We start from the raw sequence: 17,828 nt of genomic DNA, 5'->3' as shown, positions 1-17,828 counted from the left end.
CTGAACCTTTTTGCTCAACATATATATTGCATGCCTTACAGGGCGCTGAACGTCTCCGTCAGCACAGGCACGATCTGCGATTTGCGAGACACAACGCCTTTCAGCAGAGCCGTATTGTTTTGCAGCTTCACGTTGTACGCTTTTTCTACAGCTTCAGCTTTGGCGCCAAGCGCCAGACCGATGGAATCGTTATTGAGAATATCCGTCACAACAAGCAGGAACAGGTCCAGCCCTTTTTCGGCAATAATGCCGTTAAGCGCCGCTTCTACTTCAGCCTGGCGGCCAAGCACGTCGTTAGTGTCAACAGCGTTAACTTGAGCAATTTCCACTTTGTAGCTGCCCATGGAGAATTCTTTTGCATCCAGGGAAATTAGCTGTTGAATGGTTTTGTCGCTCAGATCGGCGCCGGCTTTAAGCATGTCCAATCCATAGGATTCGGCATCCACGCCAGCGATTGCAGCAAGCTCGCGCGCCGCAGCAACGTCCTGCTCCGTGCAGGTTGGCGATTTGAACAGCAGGGAGTCCGAAATAATCGCGGACAGCATCAAGCCTGCCATATTTTTCGAAATTTCAACGCCGTTTTCCTTGTACAGCTTGTTCAAAATAGTAGCCGTACAGCCAACAGGCTCAGCGCGGAAATACAGTGGTCCTGCCGTTTCGAAGTTGGCGATGCGGTGGTGGTCGATTACTTCCACTACGCGGACTTTGTCGATATCGTTGGCGCTTTGCTGGCGCTCGTTGTGGTCAACCAGAATAACTTCCTTGGCTTCGTCAGCTACGTTTTCGACGAAGCGAGGCGCTTCCACGCCAAAGTAGCTCAGAGCGTATTGCGTTTCGCCGTTGACTTCGCCCAGGCGAACGGCTTCAACATTGGCGCCAAGCTTGCTTTTCAGGTCCGCATAAACAATAGCGGAAGTAATCGTGTCGGTATCGGGATTTTTGTGGCCGAAAATAAGTGTTTTGGACATGGTATAGGCTCCTTGTTCATTATTGGTCCGTATCAGCTCTCTTTGCTGGTATGGACCTATGTCTTTATTTGCAGCAATCCTGCTTGTACATGCTTGAAAAAATACTTTAAAAAGCTTCCTACTTGAATTATACCTCTAAGTTCAATGTATTCCTATACCCATACCATGATTTTCACAGGAAAATCATTAGGGCGTGTCTGAAAACCCGCTTGTGGTCATCTTGCACCGCCTTTTCGCCCCCTGCTGCGTCAGTTTTGCTTGACTTACCCCCGGTAAGCCTTCACAAAACTTCCTTGCATGGGACGAAAATTCGGCACAATCTGTTCCTCTCGGAGTATTCAGACACGCCCTAGACGACAAAACGTTTGTTCAGCTCGGTCAATTCTCCGGACATCTCTTTAAGTCCCACTGCGGAGGCAGCCACTTCGTTCATAGAAGCCAGCTGCACTGCAGAATTATCCGCAATGCTCTGGAAGTGTTGCGCGGCGCGGCGGGCAATCTTCTCCATCTCTTCGACGGAAGCCGCAACCTCCTGCGATTCCGCCGAAATATTCTGGGAAGCCGCTGTTACTTCCCTAAGCTGCGCATTCAGCTGCTCCAAGCCGTCGATAATGGACTCAAAGGCCGTGCCGGCTTCTTTAACCCTTTCCACGCCAAAGCTGACGTTTTCGAGACTTTCTGCCATTTCACGGGATACTGCAAGCGTCTGTTCCTGCGTACGAGAAACCAGCCCGGCTATTTGGACGCTGAACATTCTGGACTGGTTGGCCAGCTTACGCACCTGCTCCGCCACAACCGCAAAACCTCGCCCGTTGTCGCCGGCATGCGCGGCCTCGATTGCGGCATTTAACGCCAGCAGATCGGTTTGAGACGCTATATCCGACATAATCGTCGTAATTTCGCCGATTTCCTGGCTTCTCTGCTTCAGCTCTTCCATATCCCCGCTCATTTTGATTGTTATCCCCTGCGCTCGCTCCATGCCCTCGATAGCCTGTCTGATAGTATCCCCGCCTTGTTGGCCAAGATCTGCTGTCCCTTCCGCGATATCCGAAACAATTGAAGTTGATTCCGTAATACGCCCCATGCCACCCGCCATGTTTTCGACAGCGCCGGCCATATCCACTGTGCGAGTCGCCTGAATTTCCGCTCCGCTGGAGGCGTCTTGTATGCTTTCCGCAATGAGGCGGCTGGCCTCCGAGGTGCTTCCCGCATGCCTCGCCATTTCCTCCGATGCGTTCAGGAGCTTGTCCGAGCTGCTCTTGATGCTTGTAATGACCGTCCGCGTATTGTCAACCAGCTGAGCGAACGTTTCTGCCAGATGGCCGATTTCATCCTTGCGCCCCGCTGCAATATGCACCGTCATGTCTCCTTCCCTCACCCTTGCTACCTGCGCGGTCAGCTTTTTGAGCGGGGAGGTCAAATAACGCGCAAGCAAATAAACCAGCACAATGCCCGCTGCGATGGCCGAAATGGCTACAATGATTGTGGTTGACGTATTTTTTTTCATCAGCTCGTACACCTTTGTAGCATCAAAATCGGCGCCAATGACGCCCAGCATGACGCCGTCCTCTCCGAACAGAGGCACGTAAGCGGTAATGGTTGCCCCATAATCGTCATTGGTCAGCTCGCCAACAAATGGCGTTCCTTCGGCAAAGGCATGGATCATGCCGGTGTAAGCGTTGGTTTCCGGGGTTCCAAGCGGCGAATATTCGCCTTCGGGAGCATTCTCAGGGGCTCCATCCACAACATAAAAATATCGGGTTTGCCCGTTTTCTGTCGTGCTGCCCAGCGTATACAAATATTTAAGCCCGTTGCTTTCCCTAATGGCATTCAGTCTTGCTCGCAGTTCCTTGTACAGCTCCGTTTCTCCATCCTGGACTTTTATGCCGCTGTAGGCCAAAAGATCGATGCCGGCAGCAGCGTTTTCTGCCACGAGTCTAGCCTGCGCACCAATGGATTCCTCCACCAGCTTCATAGATGAGCGATAAATCACATACCCCAAAATCCCGCCTGTAGCAATAATTAAACAGGAAAAAAACAATACCATTCTTGTCAAAAGCGTATTCAATTCCATCCCCCTTGTCGCTAAATCTTAGCTGATTGTTTTCTACATTTGTTGCCTTTATTTGTTGCATTTTATTTTGTAAACGGTTACTCAGACTGCCTTATAGTACCGTAGAACGATAGTATCTATTATTCAAGTTCCTATTTTACAGGATTTGCGACATTTGTCACATCTATTTTTTACAGACAGTTGTACTCATTTAGCCATTTAGCATCCTTTCGTGATAAAAAAAAGCGTTTCCCATCCTTCTGCAGGATTTCGGGAAACGCAATTAACCAATTACCGGAATCAAAGACAGCGCTAAGCTCTGTAGCCTTTCAGGAAATGGACAGCAAGGCGGATATCCGCCTCGGGATTGCTGCCAACCTCCCGTTCAATCGTTAAATAACCGCTATAGCCAATTTCGTTTAACGCATTCAAATAGCCGTCCCAATCCACTCCGCCTTCGCCTAGCGGCACCTCCAGAAATGCGGCGCCTGATTCCGCCATCTCAGCGATTTTGGCATGATCAAGCTCTTTTTCGTAGCCGTATTCGCCATAAACATCACGCGGGTCGATAGACGCTCGCTTGATGCCGTCTTTGGCATGCGTATGCACGATATAGTCCCGAAGCGTATAAACGCCCTGAACAGGATCATCTCCCGTCACCATCACCATATTGGCAGGATCAAAATTTACCGACACGCCTTTGGTGCCTAGGCCGTCCAGAAACGCCTTCAAATGCGCCGCTGTTTCCGGCCCCGTCTCGATAGCGAAATAAGCGCCCATATCGCTGGCAAAGCGGCTCAGCTCCTCGCAGGCCCGATGCATGGAATCGTAAATGCGGCTATTGGGATCATCCGGCACAATTCCGATATGAGTAGTGACAATGTTAGTGCCAAGCTCCATCGCAAGCTCCAGAATCTCTTTGGACTTCTGTATTTTGGCCGGATTTAATGCAGGGTCCTGAAAGCCATGGCCGCCCAAATCGCCAACCAGCGCGGATATGTCGAGCCCCAGCGACTCGATGTAAGCCTTCCATTCCCTTCGTGCGGATGGAGATAACGCTCCTGGTTCAAATTCGCCCTTGACTGCATATATTTGTACGCCGTCCGCGCCTGCGGCTTTCGCCTTAATCAGCCCTTCCTTGACGCCAACGCCAAAGCTGTCGACAATAACTCCGATTTTGTTGGAGATAACCGGTCTAGCCATTTCCTCCCACTCTCCTGTCCCATTCTATAATCGCGTAAACCTCTATACTTGCTCCCAAACCCTTTTAACGTATTGGAAGCCCAGGCTGGTACCCTTTCGGCATTCCTCCATCCCTTCAAATTCGATGGACACATAGCCGTCGTAGCCGCTGTTTTTGATAATGCCCAGTACGGCCGGGATATCAATATCGCCATGTCCGGCAATAGCTCCGCGCAGCCAATGGCCGCCGGAGGACGGAAACCAGCCTTCTCCGGGATTGCGGCGCGCATCGCGTACGTAAAAGTCTTTGACATGCACCATGGAAGCCAGCTTGATGTTATTGGCAACGGCGACAAGCGGATTTTCATCGGCGCAAAGGAAATTGCCGATATCCAGCGTTGTTTTGAAGTTATCCCGGTCAACCGTCTTGACCAAGGCCTGAACCCGATCGCTATGCTGGATAAAGTAACCATGATTCTCTACGCTAGTTGTAATGCCAAAGCCGGCGGCATAATCCGCCACGCGGCGGCAAGCCTCCGCAAGACGCGGCAGCTGCTCCAGAAAATGAGAAATAGACAAATCGGGCGAGGAGCCGACATCATGACGCATCCGTTTGATACCGAGCGCCGCGCAATGCTCAACCTCTCTTTTGACCCGCTCCACCTCCCGGTCCCATGCATCATCGTCCAGATCGGCAAAATTAGCGCCAATGGCATAATTGGACAGCTGGATGCCAGCGTTTTTTGCTGTATCGACAATCGTGTGAATCCATTCCGGCTTCTGCACAAAATCGTACCCCAGCGGCACAATTTCGGCATGCTCCGCGCCAAGCTCCGCTATCGTTTCAATGACGCCCTTCAAGGTCAGCTCGCCGGATGTAAAAGCGGAATGCAAACTATATGTGCTAATGCCAAGCTTCATAGCTTAACCTCCTCACCCCTGGCTGCGGATTCGTAAATACCGCATAATATTTTCATGATTTCGACGCCGTCCTCGACCGGACTTAGCGGCTGCGTGCCATTCATAATGGCTTCAATAAAGTGATCGATTTCATTCTGAAACGCGCTGTCAAAGTGAAAGCCTGGTTGGTCCGTCTGAGGCACGCTGTTGATAATCGTATTATTTTTTTCGCCAACAATCAGCACCTCGGGGTCTACCTCAAAGCCGCCTTTGTCGCCATAAAGCTTAATGGAGGCTTCATCCTTTTTGTTGTGCAGCGTAAAGCTGACGTCAACCATCAGTGAGGCACCGTTTTGGAACCGGATTAATGCGTTGGCCATATCTTCAACCGTATTGAGCCCAGCATCAAAATCCGCCGCTTTGTAAAAGCTCAAATGCTTAATATTGGAGCGGTTCCCCAGCTTGCGATAGGTATTGGCGCTGACGGAAACCGGCTTGGGCTTGCCCATCAAATACCAGCACAGATCAATGGCGTGAACGCCGATATCGATCAACGGTCCTCCTCCAGAGCGCTCAACATCGGCAAACCAGCCGCCGGGATTGCCTAGTCTGCGCAGCGACGACGCCTTGGCGTAATAGATGTCGCCGAACTCTCCGTCCTGCACCAGCTCGCGCAGCAGCGCGGCATTGTTGTCATAACGCCGTACAAAGCCGACCTGAAGTATTTTTCCGCTTTCCTGAACGGCGCGTTGAACGGCGAGCGCCTCCTCTACCGTTCTGCAAAGAGGCTTTTCGACCAAGACGTGTTTGCCCGCTTCCACGGCGGCAATGCTAATTTCGGCATGGCTGTTGTTCCAGGTGCAGATGCTTACGGCTTCCACCTCAGGGTCCGCCAGCAAATCCCGGTAATCGGTGTATACCTTGGACGCTCCGTATTTCTCGGCGGCAGCCTTGGCGCGTTCCTCGTTTAAATCGCACACTCCATAAAGAACAACCTGTTCATTTTTTTGATACGCATTCAAATGCATGGCTGATATGGAGCCCGTTCCGATAACGCCAACTTTGATTTTTTTCATCACGCACGCCCCTTATTTTGCTGAAGCCTGTCCATAGCTTCTTATAAGCTTGAAAGCTTCTGGAATATGTTAAGCCCATTGGAGTCTCATGACCGGCTTCGCCTTTTCCCATTCCTTATACTTCGTATTATAATGATTTCAGGAGCTACAGCCATAGGATGCTGTGCGGCTTATTTGTATTATTGTGCTATGAGAGCTTAGTGGACTAAAGCGCCCTATGGGCTAGCTCAAAGGAAAAAGGAGGAGAGCTGCCGTTGCACATACAGGATGAAAGCTTGAGAGAGCCGATGGATATGCCGGATCCCCGTTTTCCAGTAAAGGTGCATAAAACGAAGGGTCTGCATGCCGGAACGGAGCTGTTCCCCCATCACTGGCACGAGCATCTGGAGTTTCTATATATCGTTCAGGGAGAAGCCAAAATCCAATGCGGCTCTGCTTACTATTCCGCTCGGGCGGGCGACCTGATTGTGGTAAACAGCAATGAGCTGCATCATGGCGCCGGCGGCAGCGATGATTTGTTCTACTACGCGCTCATCGCCGACCCTACCTTGCTGCAAGGCTCATTCAGCGATACGGCCGAAACCCGGTTTCTGGAGCCCATTCGGCAAAGCCGGCTTCTTCTCCGCAATCATATATCCGGCAACGATGAGATAGCGCAATGTATCCTAGCCATTGTTAGGGAGCTTGACGAGCAGGAGTTTGGATTTGAGCTTGCTGTAAAATCACTGCTATACAGGCTCCTAACCCTGCTGATACGTTTGCATACCCCCACCGTATTGTCCAAAATCGAACATGCGGAGCGGATAAAAAACATGAAGCGTTTTGATCCCGTTCTCCGTTATATTGACGAAAATTACAACAAACCGCTGACTGTCGAGGAGCTTGCTTCCATTGCCGGACTGAGCCGCTTTCACTTTAGCCGGCTGTTCAAGGAAATGACCGGCCGCACGTTGTCGGCCTACATCCTGTCCTTCCGGTTAAACCGTGCGGACTATCTGCTGCGGCACACAGAGCTGACCGTTTCGGAAATAGCTGCGCTTACGGGGTTTAGCGATATTTATTATTTTAGCCGCGCCTTCAAAAAACTAAAAAAATCCGCCCCGTCCAGTCTGCGGAAACATACAAAATGAAAAAAACCGCTTCACAAGGAATGAAAACGTTCATCCGTGAAGCGGCTTATCGACAGCTTATAGTATAAATCATGGACCTTCCGTTTTAGGCAGGCCTTTTATCAAGCATTATAAAACTGAACAAGCTCCTTCGCCACATCCTCCAGCTTGCCGTCCACCAGCTTTTGACGCTGGGGCTTTTCGAACAACGCTTCGATTTCCGGCGGATAGTTTTGCTGAATGCCGCACAAAACGATAGCTTCATTAAACTTGGCAGGATGCGCTGTAGCCAGCGATATGGTAATGCCGCCATCCGCCGCGTGTTTGTCGACCGCTGCAACGCCGCAAGCGGAATGCGGGTCAAGCAAATAGCCGTATTTGGCCTGGTAATCGGAGATTGTATTCAGGCATTCCTTGCCGAATACGCCGTGCGCCATAAATTCTGATTGAACCTTGGCAAGCGACTCCGGCGAAATGGAAATTTCCCCTTCGGATTTAAAGGCCTTCATCAGCTTGTCAATCGCCTCCGAATCCTCATCCAGCACATAATACAAATAACGCTCGAAGTTGCTTGCTACTTGAATATCCATGGACGGGCTGTAGGTTGCCCGGAAATCGCCAGGCATATATACGCCTTCATGAATAAAGCGCTCCAAAATGTTGTTTTCGTTGGTTGCAAGGATCAGCTTGTCAACCGGCAGTCCCATCCGCTTCGCCAAATAACCGGCAAAAATATCGCCAAAATTGCCTGTAGGCACGCTAAAATGAACCGGCTTCCATTGGCCGCTTGCTTTGGCCGCCTGGAAGTAAGCATAGAAGTAATAAACCGTCTGCGCCAAAATGCGCACAATGTTGATGGAGTTGACCGCCGCCAGCTGATTGGCCGACTTGAATGCCAGATCGCCGAACAATTCCTTGATAATGCCTTGGCAATCATCGAAATTGCCATTTACGGACAAGTTCAGTACGTTGTCGTCCTGAACAGTCGTCATTTGCAGCTCCTGTACCTTGCTTACTTTTCCGTTTGGATGAAGGATGCAAATTTTAATGCCTTTTTTGCCTCTTACGCCTTCAATGGCGGAAGCGCCGGTATCGCCCGAGGTGGCCCCCAGAATATGAATGCTCCGTCCGTCCTTGTTTGCCACATAAGCGTATAGCTGACCCATAAGCTGCAGCGCAATATCCTTGAACGCAAACGTTGGCCCGTGAAATAATTCAAGCAAATACAGATCGTCGCGAATGCGCCGCACAGGCGTGACCTCATCATGGCGGAATGTGGAATAGCTTGCCAACACCAGCTCCCGGAGATCCTTATTCGGAATTTCGCCGTTTGTATAGAGATCAAAGATCGCCAGTACAAGCTCTTGATAGGAAAGCTTCTGCCATTCCTTCAACGTTTCCTGCGAAACGGCCGGAATCTGCTCCGGCACAAGCAAACCGCCGTCATCTCCCAGGCCCATCATAAAAGCGTCTATAAATCCGACGGGTTTTACCTTGCCACGAGTACTGATATATCTCATTTGTAATTAATCCTCCTACTTACCGCCGCCTGTTGCGCGGATTTGCTCTTGTTAGCATTTTATCATCGTTTGGCTCGAAAATGAATTCCCTTTTTAAAAGCGCTGATGCAGCCAGCGGGATGTATCCTGCTTTATGATAGCTTTGTGCTCCCGTCATTATACTTCCCTGCATGTTTATCCTGCCCTTTGCTTCTGTATTTCGTTAGTGTACCGCAATGCTATAATAGAGGACAATACCTTTATACAAAATGGGGGATATAATATGACGGATTCAGACAGGGATAAGCTCCGCCGTAACGACCAAAACGAGAAGGAAGAAGATTTTGAACCCGATGAGGATTTCTGGCTGGACGAGGATGAGGAGGACGCGGAAGATGGGCAACCCCGTCCCAGAACATGGATCCGCAAAGTGATTGTTTGGCTCATTGTAGCAGCTTTGGGGCTCAATGTGCTTGCCTTTTGGCCTAAAGTATACAGCTGGGAGGCTATCCGTTTTCTGATCGTATCCAACACGCTCAGCAAGGATGAGACTCTCGCTCTCTATAAGGACTCCATTGTTACCGTCAGCTCTGGCAAAAGTAAAGGTACCGGCTTTCAGCTGGAAGGCGGCTATATTGTCACCAACCATCATGTTGCCGGCAACGGCGAGTCGCTGCTGGTCAAGTCCGGACTGGAGGAAACCGGCGTACGCGCGGAGCTTTCTGCAAGCGCTCCCTCCATCGATATTGCCATTTTGAAGCGGGAAGCAACAACGGAGGACTTCCCTTCGCTTAAGGCTGCGGAGGATTGGACGATAGGGGAATCCGTCTATGTCATAGGCAACCCGCTCTTTTTTAACCGCATAGTCAATAAAGGATCGATTGTTGGCTCCACGCAGCTCGACGGCTGGGATCGGCCCGTCCTGCTGATCGATGCTCCAATCTTTGGAGGAAACAGCGGAAGCCCTGTTATTAATGAAGACGGCGATGTGGTTGCCGTTGTGTTTGCAACGCAGGAGGTGAGACGAGACGGAAAAAGAGAAAAGTACGGCTTGGCCGTTCCGATGCACGAGGTGACAAAGCTCATTGAGCAGCTTGCAGACTAGAGTAAATTTGAAAACTCAGCAGGGAGCAGCTGTTGAATTTCCATTCCCTGCAATGCGCCAAATTGCTGCATGTCCTGGGCCTTACTTTCCTTTATTTTCCGACTCTACTATAATAGAACTATATCTTTTTTTGAAAATAGATAGTTTTTATAGGAGAGGAGTCCCGCCATATGAAGGCAAAACATACAGCCAGAGCACTATGCGCCATTTTAGCTTTAGTCGTAATGATAACCTTTTATTCGGATCCTGGAGCAATGACGGAAACGGCATCCGCCGCTTCGGCTTCCAGCAAAAAAACGGTAACCTTCAAAGACCCCCAATTCGAGTTTGAAATTCGCAATCAAATCAATAAGCCTAAGGGGCAGCTGTATAAGAGCGATCTTGATAAAATCTATAACCTGGACATTAAAAATCCGGATATCCAAAGCATTGATGGGATCGAGCAATTAACCGGGCTTAACTACCTTTCATTGACCGATAATCAAGTAACCGATCTTTCGCCATTAACCAAGGTGCCGGATCTGTTGGAATTAACCTTGTCCAACCTTTCCAATTCCAATATGAAAACAGTGGTCCCCAAGCTTACAAAGCTTAATGCCCTGTCTCTATGGAATTTTGAACTAACGGACATATCCTTTTTAAAGCCGCTAACCAATTTGTATTCACTGGATATTACTAACAATAAAGTAACGGATATATCCATCATAGCGGGCATGAAAAATCTCTCTACCTTTAGCGGCGGCTATAACCGGATTAAAGATCTGACACCTCTGTCAAAGCTGCCGTTAAGAAAAATGTATATGGCAGGAAATGAAATCGTTGATCTCAAGCCGCTATCATCGATTCCAACCAAAAATGAACTGTACGCCATTCAATTGTCTAACAATAAAATCGAGGATTTGTCCTTCCTTTCGCAATTTCCGAATCTCGTTTTTCTAAATGTGGCGAATAATCCTGTCCGCTCCTTTCTTCCCGTCTATCCCATGATAGCGAAGCTTGCGAAAAAGGATTTTAAGTTGGCCGAGGAAGATTTCGGCTACGCGCTCACAATCCCCGACAAAGGCTTGGAGGCAGCCATACGAGAAGCGGCAAACAAACCTCAAGGCCATTTGACCATTGGCGATGTAAACAAAATACAGACGCTGAACGGAGCAGGACGAAGCATTAAAAGCCTGGAGGGCCTTCAATATTTGCCCCAGCTTGTTGGAGCGGATTTAAGCAATAATTCGATTAAAGATCTTAAGCCTTTAAAGGACTTGACCTTGCTTCGGACCTTAAAGCTGAGCGGAAATCCCGCAACCAATTTCAAAGACATACAGGATGTTATCCGGGGCTTGAGCAGCCGTGATTTTGATCCCAAGCTTCCGTTTAAAAAAGAGATTACGGTGAATTCCTTTAACGAGCTGTTGAAGGCTGTTGAATCCGGTCTCGATGCTCCCAACTCGCAGCTGCAGATTAAGGTCAACAATCCAAAGCTTCATAATGCGGCTGTCAATCACGATATGTTCAGCTATATGTTTATGAAATATCCTACTACGTACAGCACGTTTACCTACATCAGCCCAACCGAGGTTGAGGAAAGCAAGCTTCAATTTTATATTATGGCTAGCTACGGCTATAAATCATACAGCGGTTCGGTGAATCTTCTAAGCTCAACAATAACGTTCAACGTTGATAAATACGTCAAGCCATCAACCGCTGACAACCTCAAAGCCGAATATGACATTCAAGCAAGACATAAAGAAATTGTTGCTCTGTCTGATGAAATTACGAAAAATGCTTCATCTGACATGGATAAGCTTATAGCCATTCATGCATGGGTGACGGAGCATATTGAATATGATTACGCAACCTATAATGGAGCAAAGTCCGAGCCCCAGGATGCGTTAAGCGTCCTTCGCAATCAATATGCGGTTTGCGAGGGATATTCCAATCTGACTGCTGCGCTTGGACGCGCGGCAGGAATCCCTACTCAGGTAGTAAGCGGATACGTCTCGCAATACAGTTCTACATGGGATCAAGTGCTGAAGCGCTTAAAGGATAACAGCAACCGGCATGCATGGAATCAGGCTTATGTGGATGGCCGGTGGATCGTGCTGGATACAACCTGGGATGCAGCGCAATATTCAGAAGGCGTGCGAATTTCCGAACCCACAAAACTGTATTTCGACCCGGATCCCGTTTATTTCGCGTCCAGCCATACCTTCTATGCGCCCCGGCCAACTCCGGACGGGCTTAAGGAATATTTCTTCAAGCTAAACGATAAGGACGAAAAATCCATCAGAAGCTTGACCTGGAGCGATCTGTGGAAAAATGAAGGCGGAGCCGGAACTTTCAGTTCCTTCGGCGTAGCAGGACATATGATTAATGGAAAAGCTACTTTCCAGCAGGCGCATCGTGTACCAGACGGAACGTATACGGTCTATACTTTAAGCCGGGATAAAAATGGGAACTGGTTTATACTGAAAAAGGAGAAAAAGGATAGCTATCTCGCACCTGCTCCCTCGTATAAACTGGATACCTATTAAGGTCAGCTGAAGCGGCTTCTTCATTAAAAGCCTGGTCTCCAGAAATATAACAAAAGGCTGTCAGCAGACCCTTCAAGGTCCGCAGACAGCCATTCATTTTTGCCATGCGGCTATATCCTAGTCTCAACTGCGAAATGCCTTGTAATAGCATTTCCGGCAAACCGGCTTGTAATCCTCATTGCCGCCGATTTGAATCTGCGCGCCGGAATCCACAGCTTGTCCGTCGCGGAAACGGATAACCATCGTTGCTTTGCGGTCGCAATACCAGCAGATGGTTTTGATTTCTTCGATTTTATCCGCCTGGACAAGCAAATTATAGCTGCCTTCAAAAAGCTGATTCTGAAAGTCGTTTTTGAGTCCAAACGCCATAACCGGCACGTCGAGCTCATCTACCACTCTTGTCAGCTCAAGAATGTGATGGCGTTTAAGAAACTGCGCCTCGTCAATAAGTACACAATAAATGCGACCGGCAGAAGAAATCTGGGCTTGCACATTTTCAAAAAGGTCGGTGTCGTCCGATACAGGAATGGCCTCGCGCTCAAAACCGACCCGGGAGCCAACGCGGTCCGCGTTTCCCCTTGCCCCGATTACGGGGGAGTAGATCAGCACGCGTTTTCCCTGTTCCTCGTAATTGTGCGCTACCTTAATAATTTCAAACGACTTGCCGCTGTTCATCGTACCGTATTTGTAATAAAGCTGTGCCAACTCTAATCTCCTCCACATTCATCTGTGGATTCATTATACCGCTTTGGACGGCTCCTTGTCTTTATTGCTTCCTTTGGAGCCGGATAAAAACCAGCCGCAAACCGCGATCAGCACCAGAACGATGTAGAATGAAAGCTTCCAGCCAGTTGATTCAGCAAAATCATGCGGAATAACATGCAGGGAAGGATGGGCAAGCGTATGGACGGCAAGCTTCACGCCTACCCAGCCCACAATAACAAATGCCGCAATTTCCAGGCTTGGTCTGCTTTCAAGAAGCTTGACGAACAGCGTTGCCGCAAACCTCATAATGATCAAGCCGATAAAACCTCCAAGGAAAATAACGATAAAATGTCCGCCGTCCATCCCGCCGATTCGCGGCAGAGATGTGCCAGGCAAAGCGACCGCAAGCGCAACAGCGGCAAGAATGGAGTCGATAGCAAACGCAATGTCGGCTACCTCTACCTTAAACACAGTCATCCAGAAGCCGCTTTGTTTTTCCTTCGGTTTTTCTTTATTGGCGTTGGCTTCTCCTTTTTTCACAATAACCTTGCGGAATATATGGTTACCGGCTATAAACAGCAGGTATAAGGCTCCGATAGCTTGAATCTGCCACACATCGACCAGAAATGAAATGATAAACAAAGAAGCAAGCCTGAATATAAATGCTCCCGCCAAACCGTAGAATAAAGCTTTTTTCCGTTCCTTATCCGGCAAGTGTTTAACCATAATAGCCAACACGAGCGCATTATCCGCGGCGAGTAGTCCCTCCAGCGCCACCAAAACGATCAAAACCCAGCCATACTCCAGCAATAGTCCCCAATCCATCTTCTTTTCCCCTTTCGTTTTACCTTACTTTTCTCCACTTCGTCCCAAAATACGCAAAGAGACCTTTGCCTTGGAACGGCAAAGGTCTCGCAAACAACACCAGTATGTCGGCGTTGCCAATAAAGCCGGAGAAAAGTTTTCTCGTAATGACGACTTTACTGTGGCAGCTACTCCCCTTTGGAGTGGTATACAAATTTCATTGTACAGGGTGTGATACGTCGCATCAATGGGGGACGTTTCATCTTTTTTTAAAAATTTTTTTAAGAAAACGGGCTACATTTATTTTGCATGTTGAAGGCACTGGATATTTACGTGTATCTTAATTCATAAAGAAGCAATAACAATAGCGATTAAAAGAAAGGAGCCGGGAAAATGCCTTTATCGGAATGGAACGAAAAACAAGTCATCGAGTTGTCCCGGCAGCACATTGGGTCAGCCGCCATTTTATTTACGACTCCGCTTTGCGGCACCTGCAAGGTGGCTGAGCGGATGCTGGAAATTGTGGAAGCCACGGGAATTCCGCATCCCGTCGTCAAAATAAATATTAATTTTGCCCCAAAGCTTGCCCATGAATGGAAAGTCGAAAGCGTGCCTTGTCTGGTCTTCGTCAAAAATCGCTCGTTGTTATGGAAGGAATATGCAATGCAATCAGCGGGTTATTTATACGAACGGCTCAAGCTTTGAAAGGTCCACGGGCTTACATGTAAACATACCTCTGTATTACCTGATGTTTCTCCCTCCCTCATCTTATGGTATATTTTTAAACAAGAACATATGTTCTTGATATATCAAAAAAACGGGAGATGACGAAGATGGAAGCATTGGCTATACTTAAAGAAGAAACTAGAGCATACAAGGCGCAGAGCTACGTCGATTTAAAAGCCGATTTTGCCTTTAAGCAAATGTTCGGCCAGGAGGAAAGCCGAACCATTTTGCTAGCTTTTTTGAATGCACTGCTTGATTTCGAACAACAAGGATATGCCCAAATTGCTTCAGTCGACATTTTAAATAATGAAATTGAGCGCGAGCACCGGGAAGACAAAAAAGCGGTGCTGGACCTGCTTGCTCGCACCGATGACGGCACATTGATTCATATCGAGCTTCAACTCATCGGAGTTCCTCATATGGCGAGCCGCCAGCTTTATTACTGGAGCCGCATTTATACCAAGCAACTGGAGAAGGGCCGCCCGTATGCTGACCTGAAGCGGACCATTTCTATTTTGATAAGCAATGCCGATTTATTGCCGCAAACCGGATTTTATCATAGCCGTTTTGGCCTCTATGAACAAAAGCAGCATTTTTTACTGACGGATAAGCTGGAAATTCACGTCATTGAGCTGCAAAAGCTGTTAAAGGCGGCAAATGCCGGACAAGCCGATCCATGGACACAAGCGGAAATCCGCTGGCTGCTCATGCTTGCGGCAGTACAAGGCGGTGAAATGCAACCCCAATTATTAAACGAGCTGGAGGCGATTGCATTGAAAAATGATACAAACCTGCAGGAAGCGCTGGAACGTTGGGAATCTATGAGCCGCGATCCCAAAGTATGGGGACAATATGAAATGTGGCATAAAGCGATGATGGACGATGCGGCCTACAAAGCGGAGATGGAAATGCTGCACCAAGAAAAAAAACGTCTTGAAACGGAGAGGGAGTCGCTTAAATCCGAGACAGAATTACTTAAGTCTGAGACAGAGTCACTTAAGTCTGAGACAGAGTCACTTAAATCTGAGGCAGAGTCACTTAAGTCTGAGACAGAGTCACTTAAGTCTGAGACAGAGTCACTTAAGTCTGAGACAGAGTCACTTAAATCTGAGGCAGAGTCACTTAAGTCTGAGACGGAATCATTAGTGCTGGAGAAGGAACTGATTAAACAGCAGCTAATAGATACCGGTAGAAGATTGCTTGATAGCGGCTTTTCAATAGAAGAAGCAAGCCGAATCACTGGGCTTTCTTCAGAGGATTTGGTTTAATTCAAAATAAGTCAACAGCCAGACTCAACAGCCCGCCAGCAACTTGCTTTAACTGGCGGGCTGTTTTATTCAAGCGGGTGAAAGGTCTATTCGCGACAGCTTTAAATTGGATGCAGCCCCGCTTCAATTCGTGCTCTATGGGGCTCCAGAAAAGGCGGCAGCGATAATTTTTCGCCCAGATGCAAAAAGCTTTCGTCCGTATCAAACCCTGGACCGTCTGTCGCTAATTCAAACATGATGCCGTTAGGCTCCCTGAAATAAAGCGAGCGAAAATAACAACGGTCCACAAAGCCGGAATTTGGTACGCGAAGACGGGTAATATCCGCAGCCCACTCCCGCAATTCCTCATCATTTTCAACGCGGAACGCGACATGATGGATGCCGCCTTTGCCCTGCCGCTCTCGGGGCAAATCGTTTCTTTGCTCCAGATGCACCTCGGCGCCGCTTCCGCCCTCGCCTGTTTCAAAGACTAAAATATCAGCCTGGCCAACAATCGGAGAAGCATATTTTGCCTTATAGCGAAAACCTAAAATGCCCGTCAGCACCAAGGCTGTCGGCTCGCAGTTTTGCAGCGATAGATGCACCGGACCAATTCCGGTTATGGCGTATTGCTCCGGAACAGGACTTCGATTCCATGGCTTGCCGCATGCAACACCGCTTTGTCCTTCATCCGAAACCAGAATCAGGCGTTGTCCCTCTCCATCGCGAAACGCAAGCGTCTGTCTGTCGCCACGTTTTATGATTGTATCATGGTCAATGCCGATTCCAGCAAATCTTTCCTTCCAATAATAAAGCGCTTTATTGCTAGCTACCCGCAAAGATACAGCGGAGATACCTCCTACTCCCTCGCGGTATTGGGGCGCTGACCGAATTTCAAAAAAGGTCAAATCCGTTCCAGGATTACCTCGTTCATCTCCATAAAACAAATGATAAACCGACGTATCGTCCTGATTGACCGTTTTTTTGACGAGACGCAGCCCCAAAACTCTGGTATAGAACTCATAGTTGGCGGCGGCATCACCCGTAATGGCAGACACATGATGAATCCCTTTTAAGTAGTAGCCCTTCGTTTCCATCGCTATAGTCCTCCCAAAATATATCGCCCGCGCTGAATACGTCCGTACATTGATATTTTTATCCTAGTCCTTTACTATTTTAATATAAAAGTGTTAGAGAAGTATCAAGGAAACAAATTTACAAGGAGCGATTGCAATGCCGCAGCATGATCCCGTTTTTCAGCCAGGAGCTACCGTACCGCTTCCGCATGCCAGGCGTAAAAATAAAAAAACAGGCCGTATCATGCTGCTCCTTTTTGCCATGGCGCTAATCTTGTTGCTTTATTTTTTTTACAATGATGAAGCGGGGCGATTTTTGCCTTTTGTAAATAAGAACACGCCTCCTGTTGCAGAGTTGCATCCCGTTGTGCTGGAGCATGCAGAAAAACTTGTTGAAGAAGCTGCCGCAATTGGAATTTCAGTCCTCATTACCCAAGGGCACCGCAGCGAAGAGGAGCAAAATGAGCTATACAATAAAGGACGCACCTCGCAAGGCGCAATTGTAACGTATGCGCGCGGCGGAGAATCCTACCATAACTACGGATTGGCAATTGATTTTGCCCTGCTTAATGCCAAAGGAAAGGCTTTATGGGACCTGGAATACGATGGCAATCGGAATGGAAAATCGGATTGGCATGAGGTGGCTGCGCTGGCCAAAAAAATAGGCTTTTCGTGGGGCGGGGATTGGAAGGGATTTAAGGATTACCCGCATCTGCAAATGGATTTTGGCTACAGCATAAATGAGCTTAGCCGCGGATTTCGGCCTGGGCCCGACGTTCAGCCGGAAACCGGAGGCGGTTAACCTCCGGTCGGCTTTAAACAAGGCGACGATGGTGGCTGGATTTGGTAG

The 17,828-nt window shown here is 48.5% G+C and carries 15 protein-coding genes; 6 read left to right on the top strand and 9 right to left on the bottom strand.

The features are described 5' to 3' along the window. Window positions 1–35 precede the first annotated feature (35 nt). The 5 genes from A7K91_RS16765 to A7K91_RS16745 all read right to left on the bottom strand — a co-directional run bounded on the left by A7K91_RS16765 (window position 36) and on the right by A7K91_RS16745 (window position 6,179). Window positions 36–968, bottom strand: coding sequence for a manganese-dependent inorganic pyrophosphatase (locus A7K91_RS16765; protein ID WP_068684780.1), 933 nt, complete (start codon window positions 966–968; stop codon window positions 36–38). A gap of 349 nt (window positions 969–1,317) precedes the next feature. Further along, window positions 1,318–3,036, bottom strand: coding sequence for a methyl-accepting chemotaxis protein (locus tag A7K91_RS16760; RefSeq protein WP_068685200.1), 1,719 nt, complete (start codon window positions 3,034–3,036; stop codon window positions 1,318–1,320). Between the two features lie 297 nt (window positions 3,037–3,333). Further along, the gene (locus tag A7K91_RS16755; RefSeq protein WP_068684778.1) at window positions 3,334–4,224 is read right to left on the bottom strand and encodes a sugar phosphate isomerase/epimerase family protein; all 891 of its coding nucleotides are present in this window, start codon (window positions 4,222–4,224) and stop codon (window positions 3,334–3,336) included. Window positions 4,225–4,266: 42 nt separating this feature from the next. Continuing rightward, a complete protein-coding gene (locus A7K91_RS16750) occupies window positions 4,267–5,124 on the bottom strand; it encodes a sugar phosphate isomerase/epimerase family protein (RefSeq protein ID WP_068684776.1) in 858 nt (285 codons plus the stop codon). Then, window positions 5,121–6,179 (bottom strand): Gfo/Idh/MocA family protein, encoded by a 1,059-nt coding sequence (locus A7K91_RS16745; RefSeq protein WP_068684774.1) that lies wholly within the window; start codon window positions 6,177–6,179, stop codon window positions 5,121–5,123. The genes A7K91_RS16750 and A7K91_RS16745 overlap by 4 nt, the downstream gene beginning before the upstream one ends. 254 nt (window positions 6,180–6,433) lie before the next feature. Between A7K91_RS16745 and A7K91_RS16740 the strand changes: the two genes are divergently transcribed. Next, complete coding sequence (locus tag A7K91_RS16740) at window positions 6,434–7,309, top strand: AraC family transcriptional regulator (RefSeq protein WP_245697586.1); 876 nt, start codon at window positions 6,434–6,436, stop codon at window positions 7,307–7,309. Between the two features lie 101 nt (window positions 7,310–7,410). Here A7K91_RS16740 and thrC read toward each other — a convergent pair whose 3' ends face one another. Next, the gene (thrC, locus tag A7K91_RS16735; protein WP_068684772.1) at window positions 7,411–8,808 is read right to left on the bottom strand and encodes a threonine synthase; all 1,398 of its coding nucleotides are present in this window, start codon (window positions 8,806–8,808) and stop codon (window positions 7,411–7,413) included. 262 nt (window positions 8,809–9,070) lie between these two features. On the opposite strand from thrC, the gene A7K91_RS16730 reads away from it, so the two are divergent. After that, complete coding sequence (locus A7K91_RS16730) at window positions 9,071–9,892, top strand: S1 family peptidase (RefSeq protein WP_169833421.1); 822 nt, start codon at window positions 9,071–9,073, stop codon at window positions 9,890–9,892. Between the two features lie 170 nt (window positions 9,893–10,062). Beyond that, window positions 10,063–12,420, top strand: a complete 2,358-nt coding sequence (locus A7K91_RS16725) for a transglutaminase domain-containing protein (RefSeq protein WP_068684770.1) — start codon at window positions 10,063–10,065, stop codon at window positions 12,418–12,420. A gap of 123 nt (window positions 12,421–12,543) precedes the next feature. On the opposite strand, the gene A7K91_RS16720 is transcribed toward A7K91_RS16725, so the two are convergent. Beyond that, window positions 12,544–13,125 carry a thymidine kinase gene (locus A7K91_RS16720; RefSeq protein ID WP_082967508.1) on the bottom strand — a complete coding sequence of 194 codons (582 nt, stop codon included), beginning with the start codon at window positions 13,123–13,125 and terminating at the stop codon, window positions 12,544–12,546. Window positions 13,126–13,158: 33 nt separating this feature from the next. Next, entirely contained in the window at window positions 13,159–13,950 is a 792-nt protein-coding gene (locus tag A7K91_RS16715; RefSeq protein ID WP_068684766.1) for a TerC family protein, read from the bottom strand. 372 nt (window positions 13,951–14,322) lie between these two features. On the opposite strand from A7K91_RS16715, the gene A7K91_RS16710 reads away from it, so the two are divergent. After that, on the top strand, window positions 14,323–14,634 hold the full coding sequence (locus A7K91_RS16710) for a thioredoxin family protein (protein ID WP_068684764.1): 312 nt from the start codon (window positions 14,323–14,325) through the stop codon (window positions 14,632–14,634). A 128-nt stretch (window positions 14,635–14,762) separates the two neighbouring features. Beyond that, window positions 14,763–15,923, top strand: a complete 1,161-nt coding sequence (locus tag A7K91_RS26860) for an Rpn family recombination-promoting nuclease/putative transposase (protein ID WP_068684762.1) — start codon at window positions 14,763–14,765, stop codon at window positions 15,921–15,923. Window positions 15,924–16,024: 101 nt separating this feature from the next. Here the strand turns inward: A7K91_RS26860 and A7K91_RS16700 are convergent, their stop codons facing one another. Next, window positions 16,025–16,999 (bottom strand): ring-cleaving dioxygenase, encoded by a 975-nt coding sequence (locus A7K91_RS16700; protein ID WP_068684760.1) that lies wholly within the window; start codon window positions 16,997–16,999, stop codon window positions 16,025–16,027. Between the two features lie 136 nt (window positions 17,000–17,135). Between A7K91_RS16700 and A7K91_RS16695 the strand changes: the two genes are divergently transcribed. After that, window positions 17,136–17,780, top strand: coding sequence for a M15 family metallopeptidase (locus A7K91_RS16695; RefSeq protein WP_245697585.1), 645 nt, complete (start codon window positions 17,136–17,138; stop codon window positions 17,778–17,780). Window positions 17,781–17,828: the final 48 nt, after the last annotated feature.

The sequence above is a fragment of the Paenibacillus oryzae genome (assembly GCF_001675045.1).
In the GTDB taxonomy this organism is placed as follows: domain Bacteria; phylum Bacillota; class Bacilli; order Paenibacillales; family Paenibacillaceae; genus Pristimantibacillus; species Pristimantibacillus oryzae.
Note: the sequence above shows the minus strand (reverse complement) of the source record. Positions and strands in the feature narration are given on the sequence as shown.

What these genes read in the sequence shown, in the direction of transcription:
- A7K91_RS16695 (WP_245697585.1), top strand. Translation starts at nt 17,136, where the DNA reads ATGCCGCAGCATGATCCCGTTTTTCAGCCAGGAGCTACCGTACCGCTT.
- A7K91_RS16715 (WP_068684766.1), bottom strand. Translation starts at nt 13,950, where the DNA reads ATGGATTGGGGACTATTGCTGGAGTATGGCTGGGTTTTGATCGTTTTG.
- A7K91_RS16755 (WP_068684778.1), bottom strand. Translation starts at nt 4,224, where the DNA reads ATGGCTAGACCGGTTATCTCCAACAAAATCGGAGTTATTGTCGACAGC.
- A7K91_RS16710 (WP_068684764.1), top strand. Translation starts at nt 14,323, where the DNA reads ATGCCTTTATCGGAATGGAACGAAAAACAAGTCATCGAGTTGTCCCGG.
- A7K91_RS16700 (WP_068684760.1), bottom strand. Translation starts at nt 16,999, where the DNA reads ATGGAAACGAAGGGCTACTACTTAAAAGGGATTCATCATGTGTCTGCC.
- A7K91_RS16725 (WP_068684770.1), top strand. Translation starts at nt 10,063, where the DNA reads ATGAAGGCAAAACATACAGCCAGAGCACTATGCGCCATTTTAGCTTTA.
- A7K91_RS16730 (WP_169833421.1), top strand. Translation starts at nt 9,071, where the DNA reads ATGACGGATTCAGACAGGGATAAGCTCCGCCGTAACGACCAAAACGAG.
- A7K91_RS16750 (WP_068684776.1), bottom strand. Translation starts at nt 5,124, where the DNA reads ATGAAGCTTGGCATTAGCACATATAGTTTGCATTCCGCTTTTACATCC.
- thrC (WP_068684772.1), bottom strand. Translation starts at nt 8,808, where the DNA reads ATGAGATATATCAGTACTCGTGGCAAGGTAAAACCCGTCGGATTTATA.
- A7K91_RS26860 (WP_068684762.1), top strand. Translation starts at nt 14,763, where the DNA reads ATGGAAGCATTGGCTATACTTAAAGAAGAAACTAGAGCATACAAGGCG.
- A7K91_RS16765 (WP_068684780.1), bottom strand. Translation starts at nt 968, where the DNA reads ATGTCCAAAACACTTATTTTCGGCCACAAAAATCCCGATACCGACACG.
- A7K91_RS16745 (WP_068684774.1), bottom strand. Translation starts at nt 6,179, where the DNA reads ATGAAAAAAATCAAAGTTGGCGTTATCGGAACGGGCTCCATATCAGCC.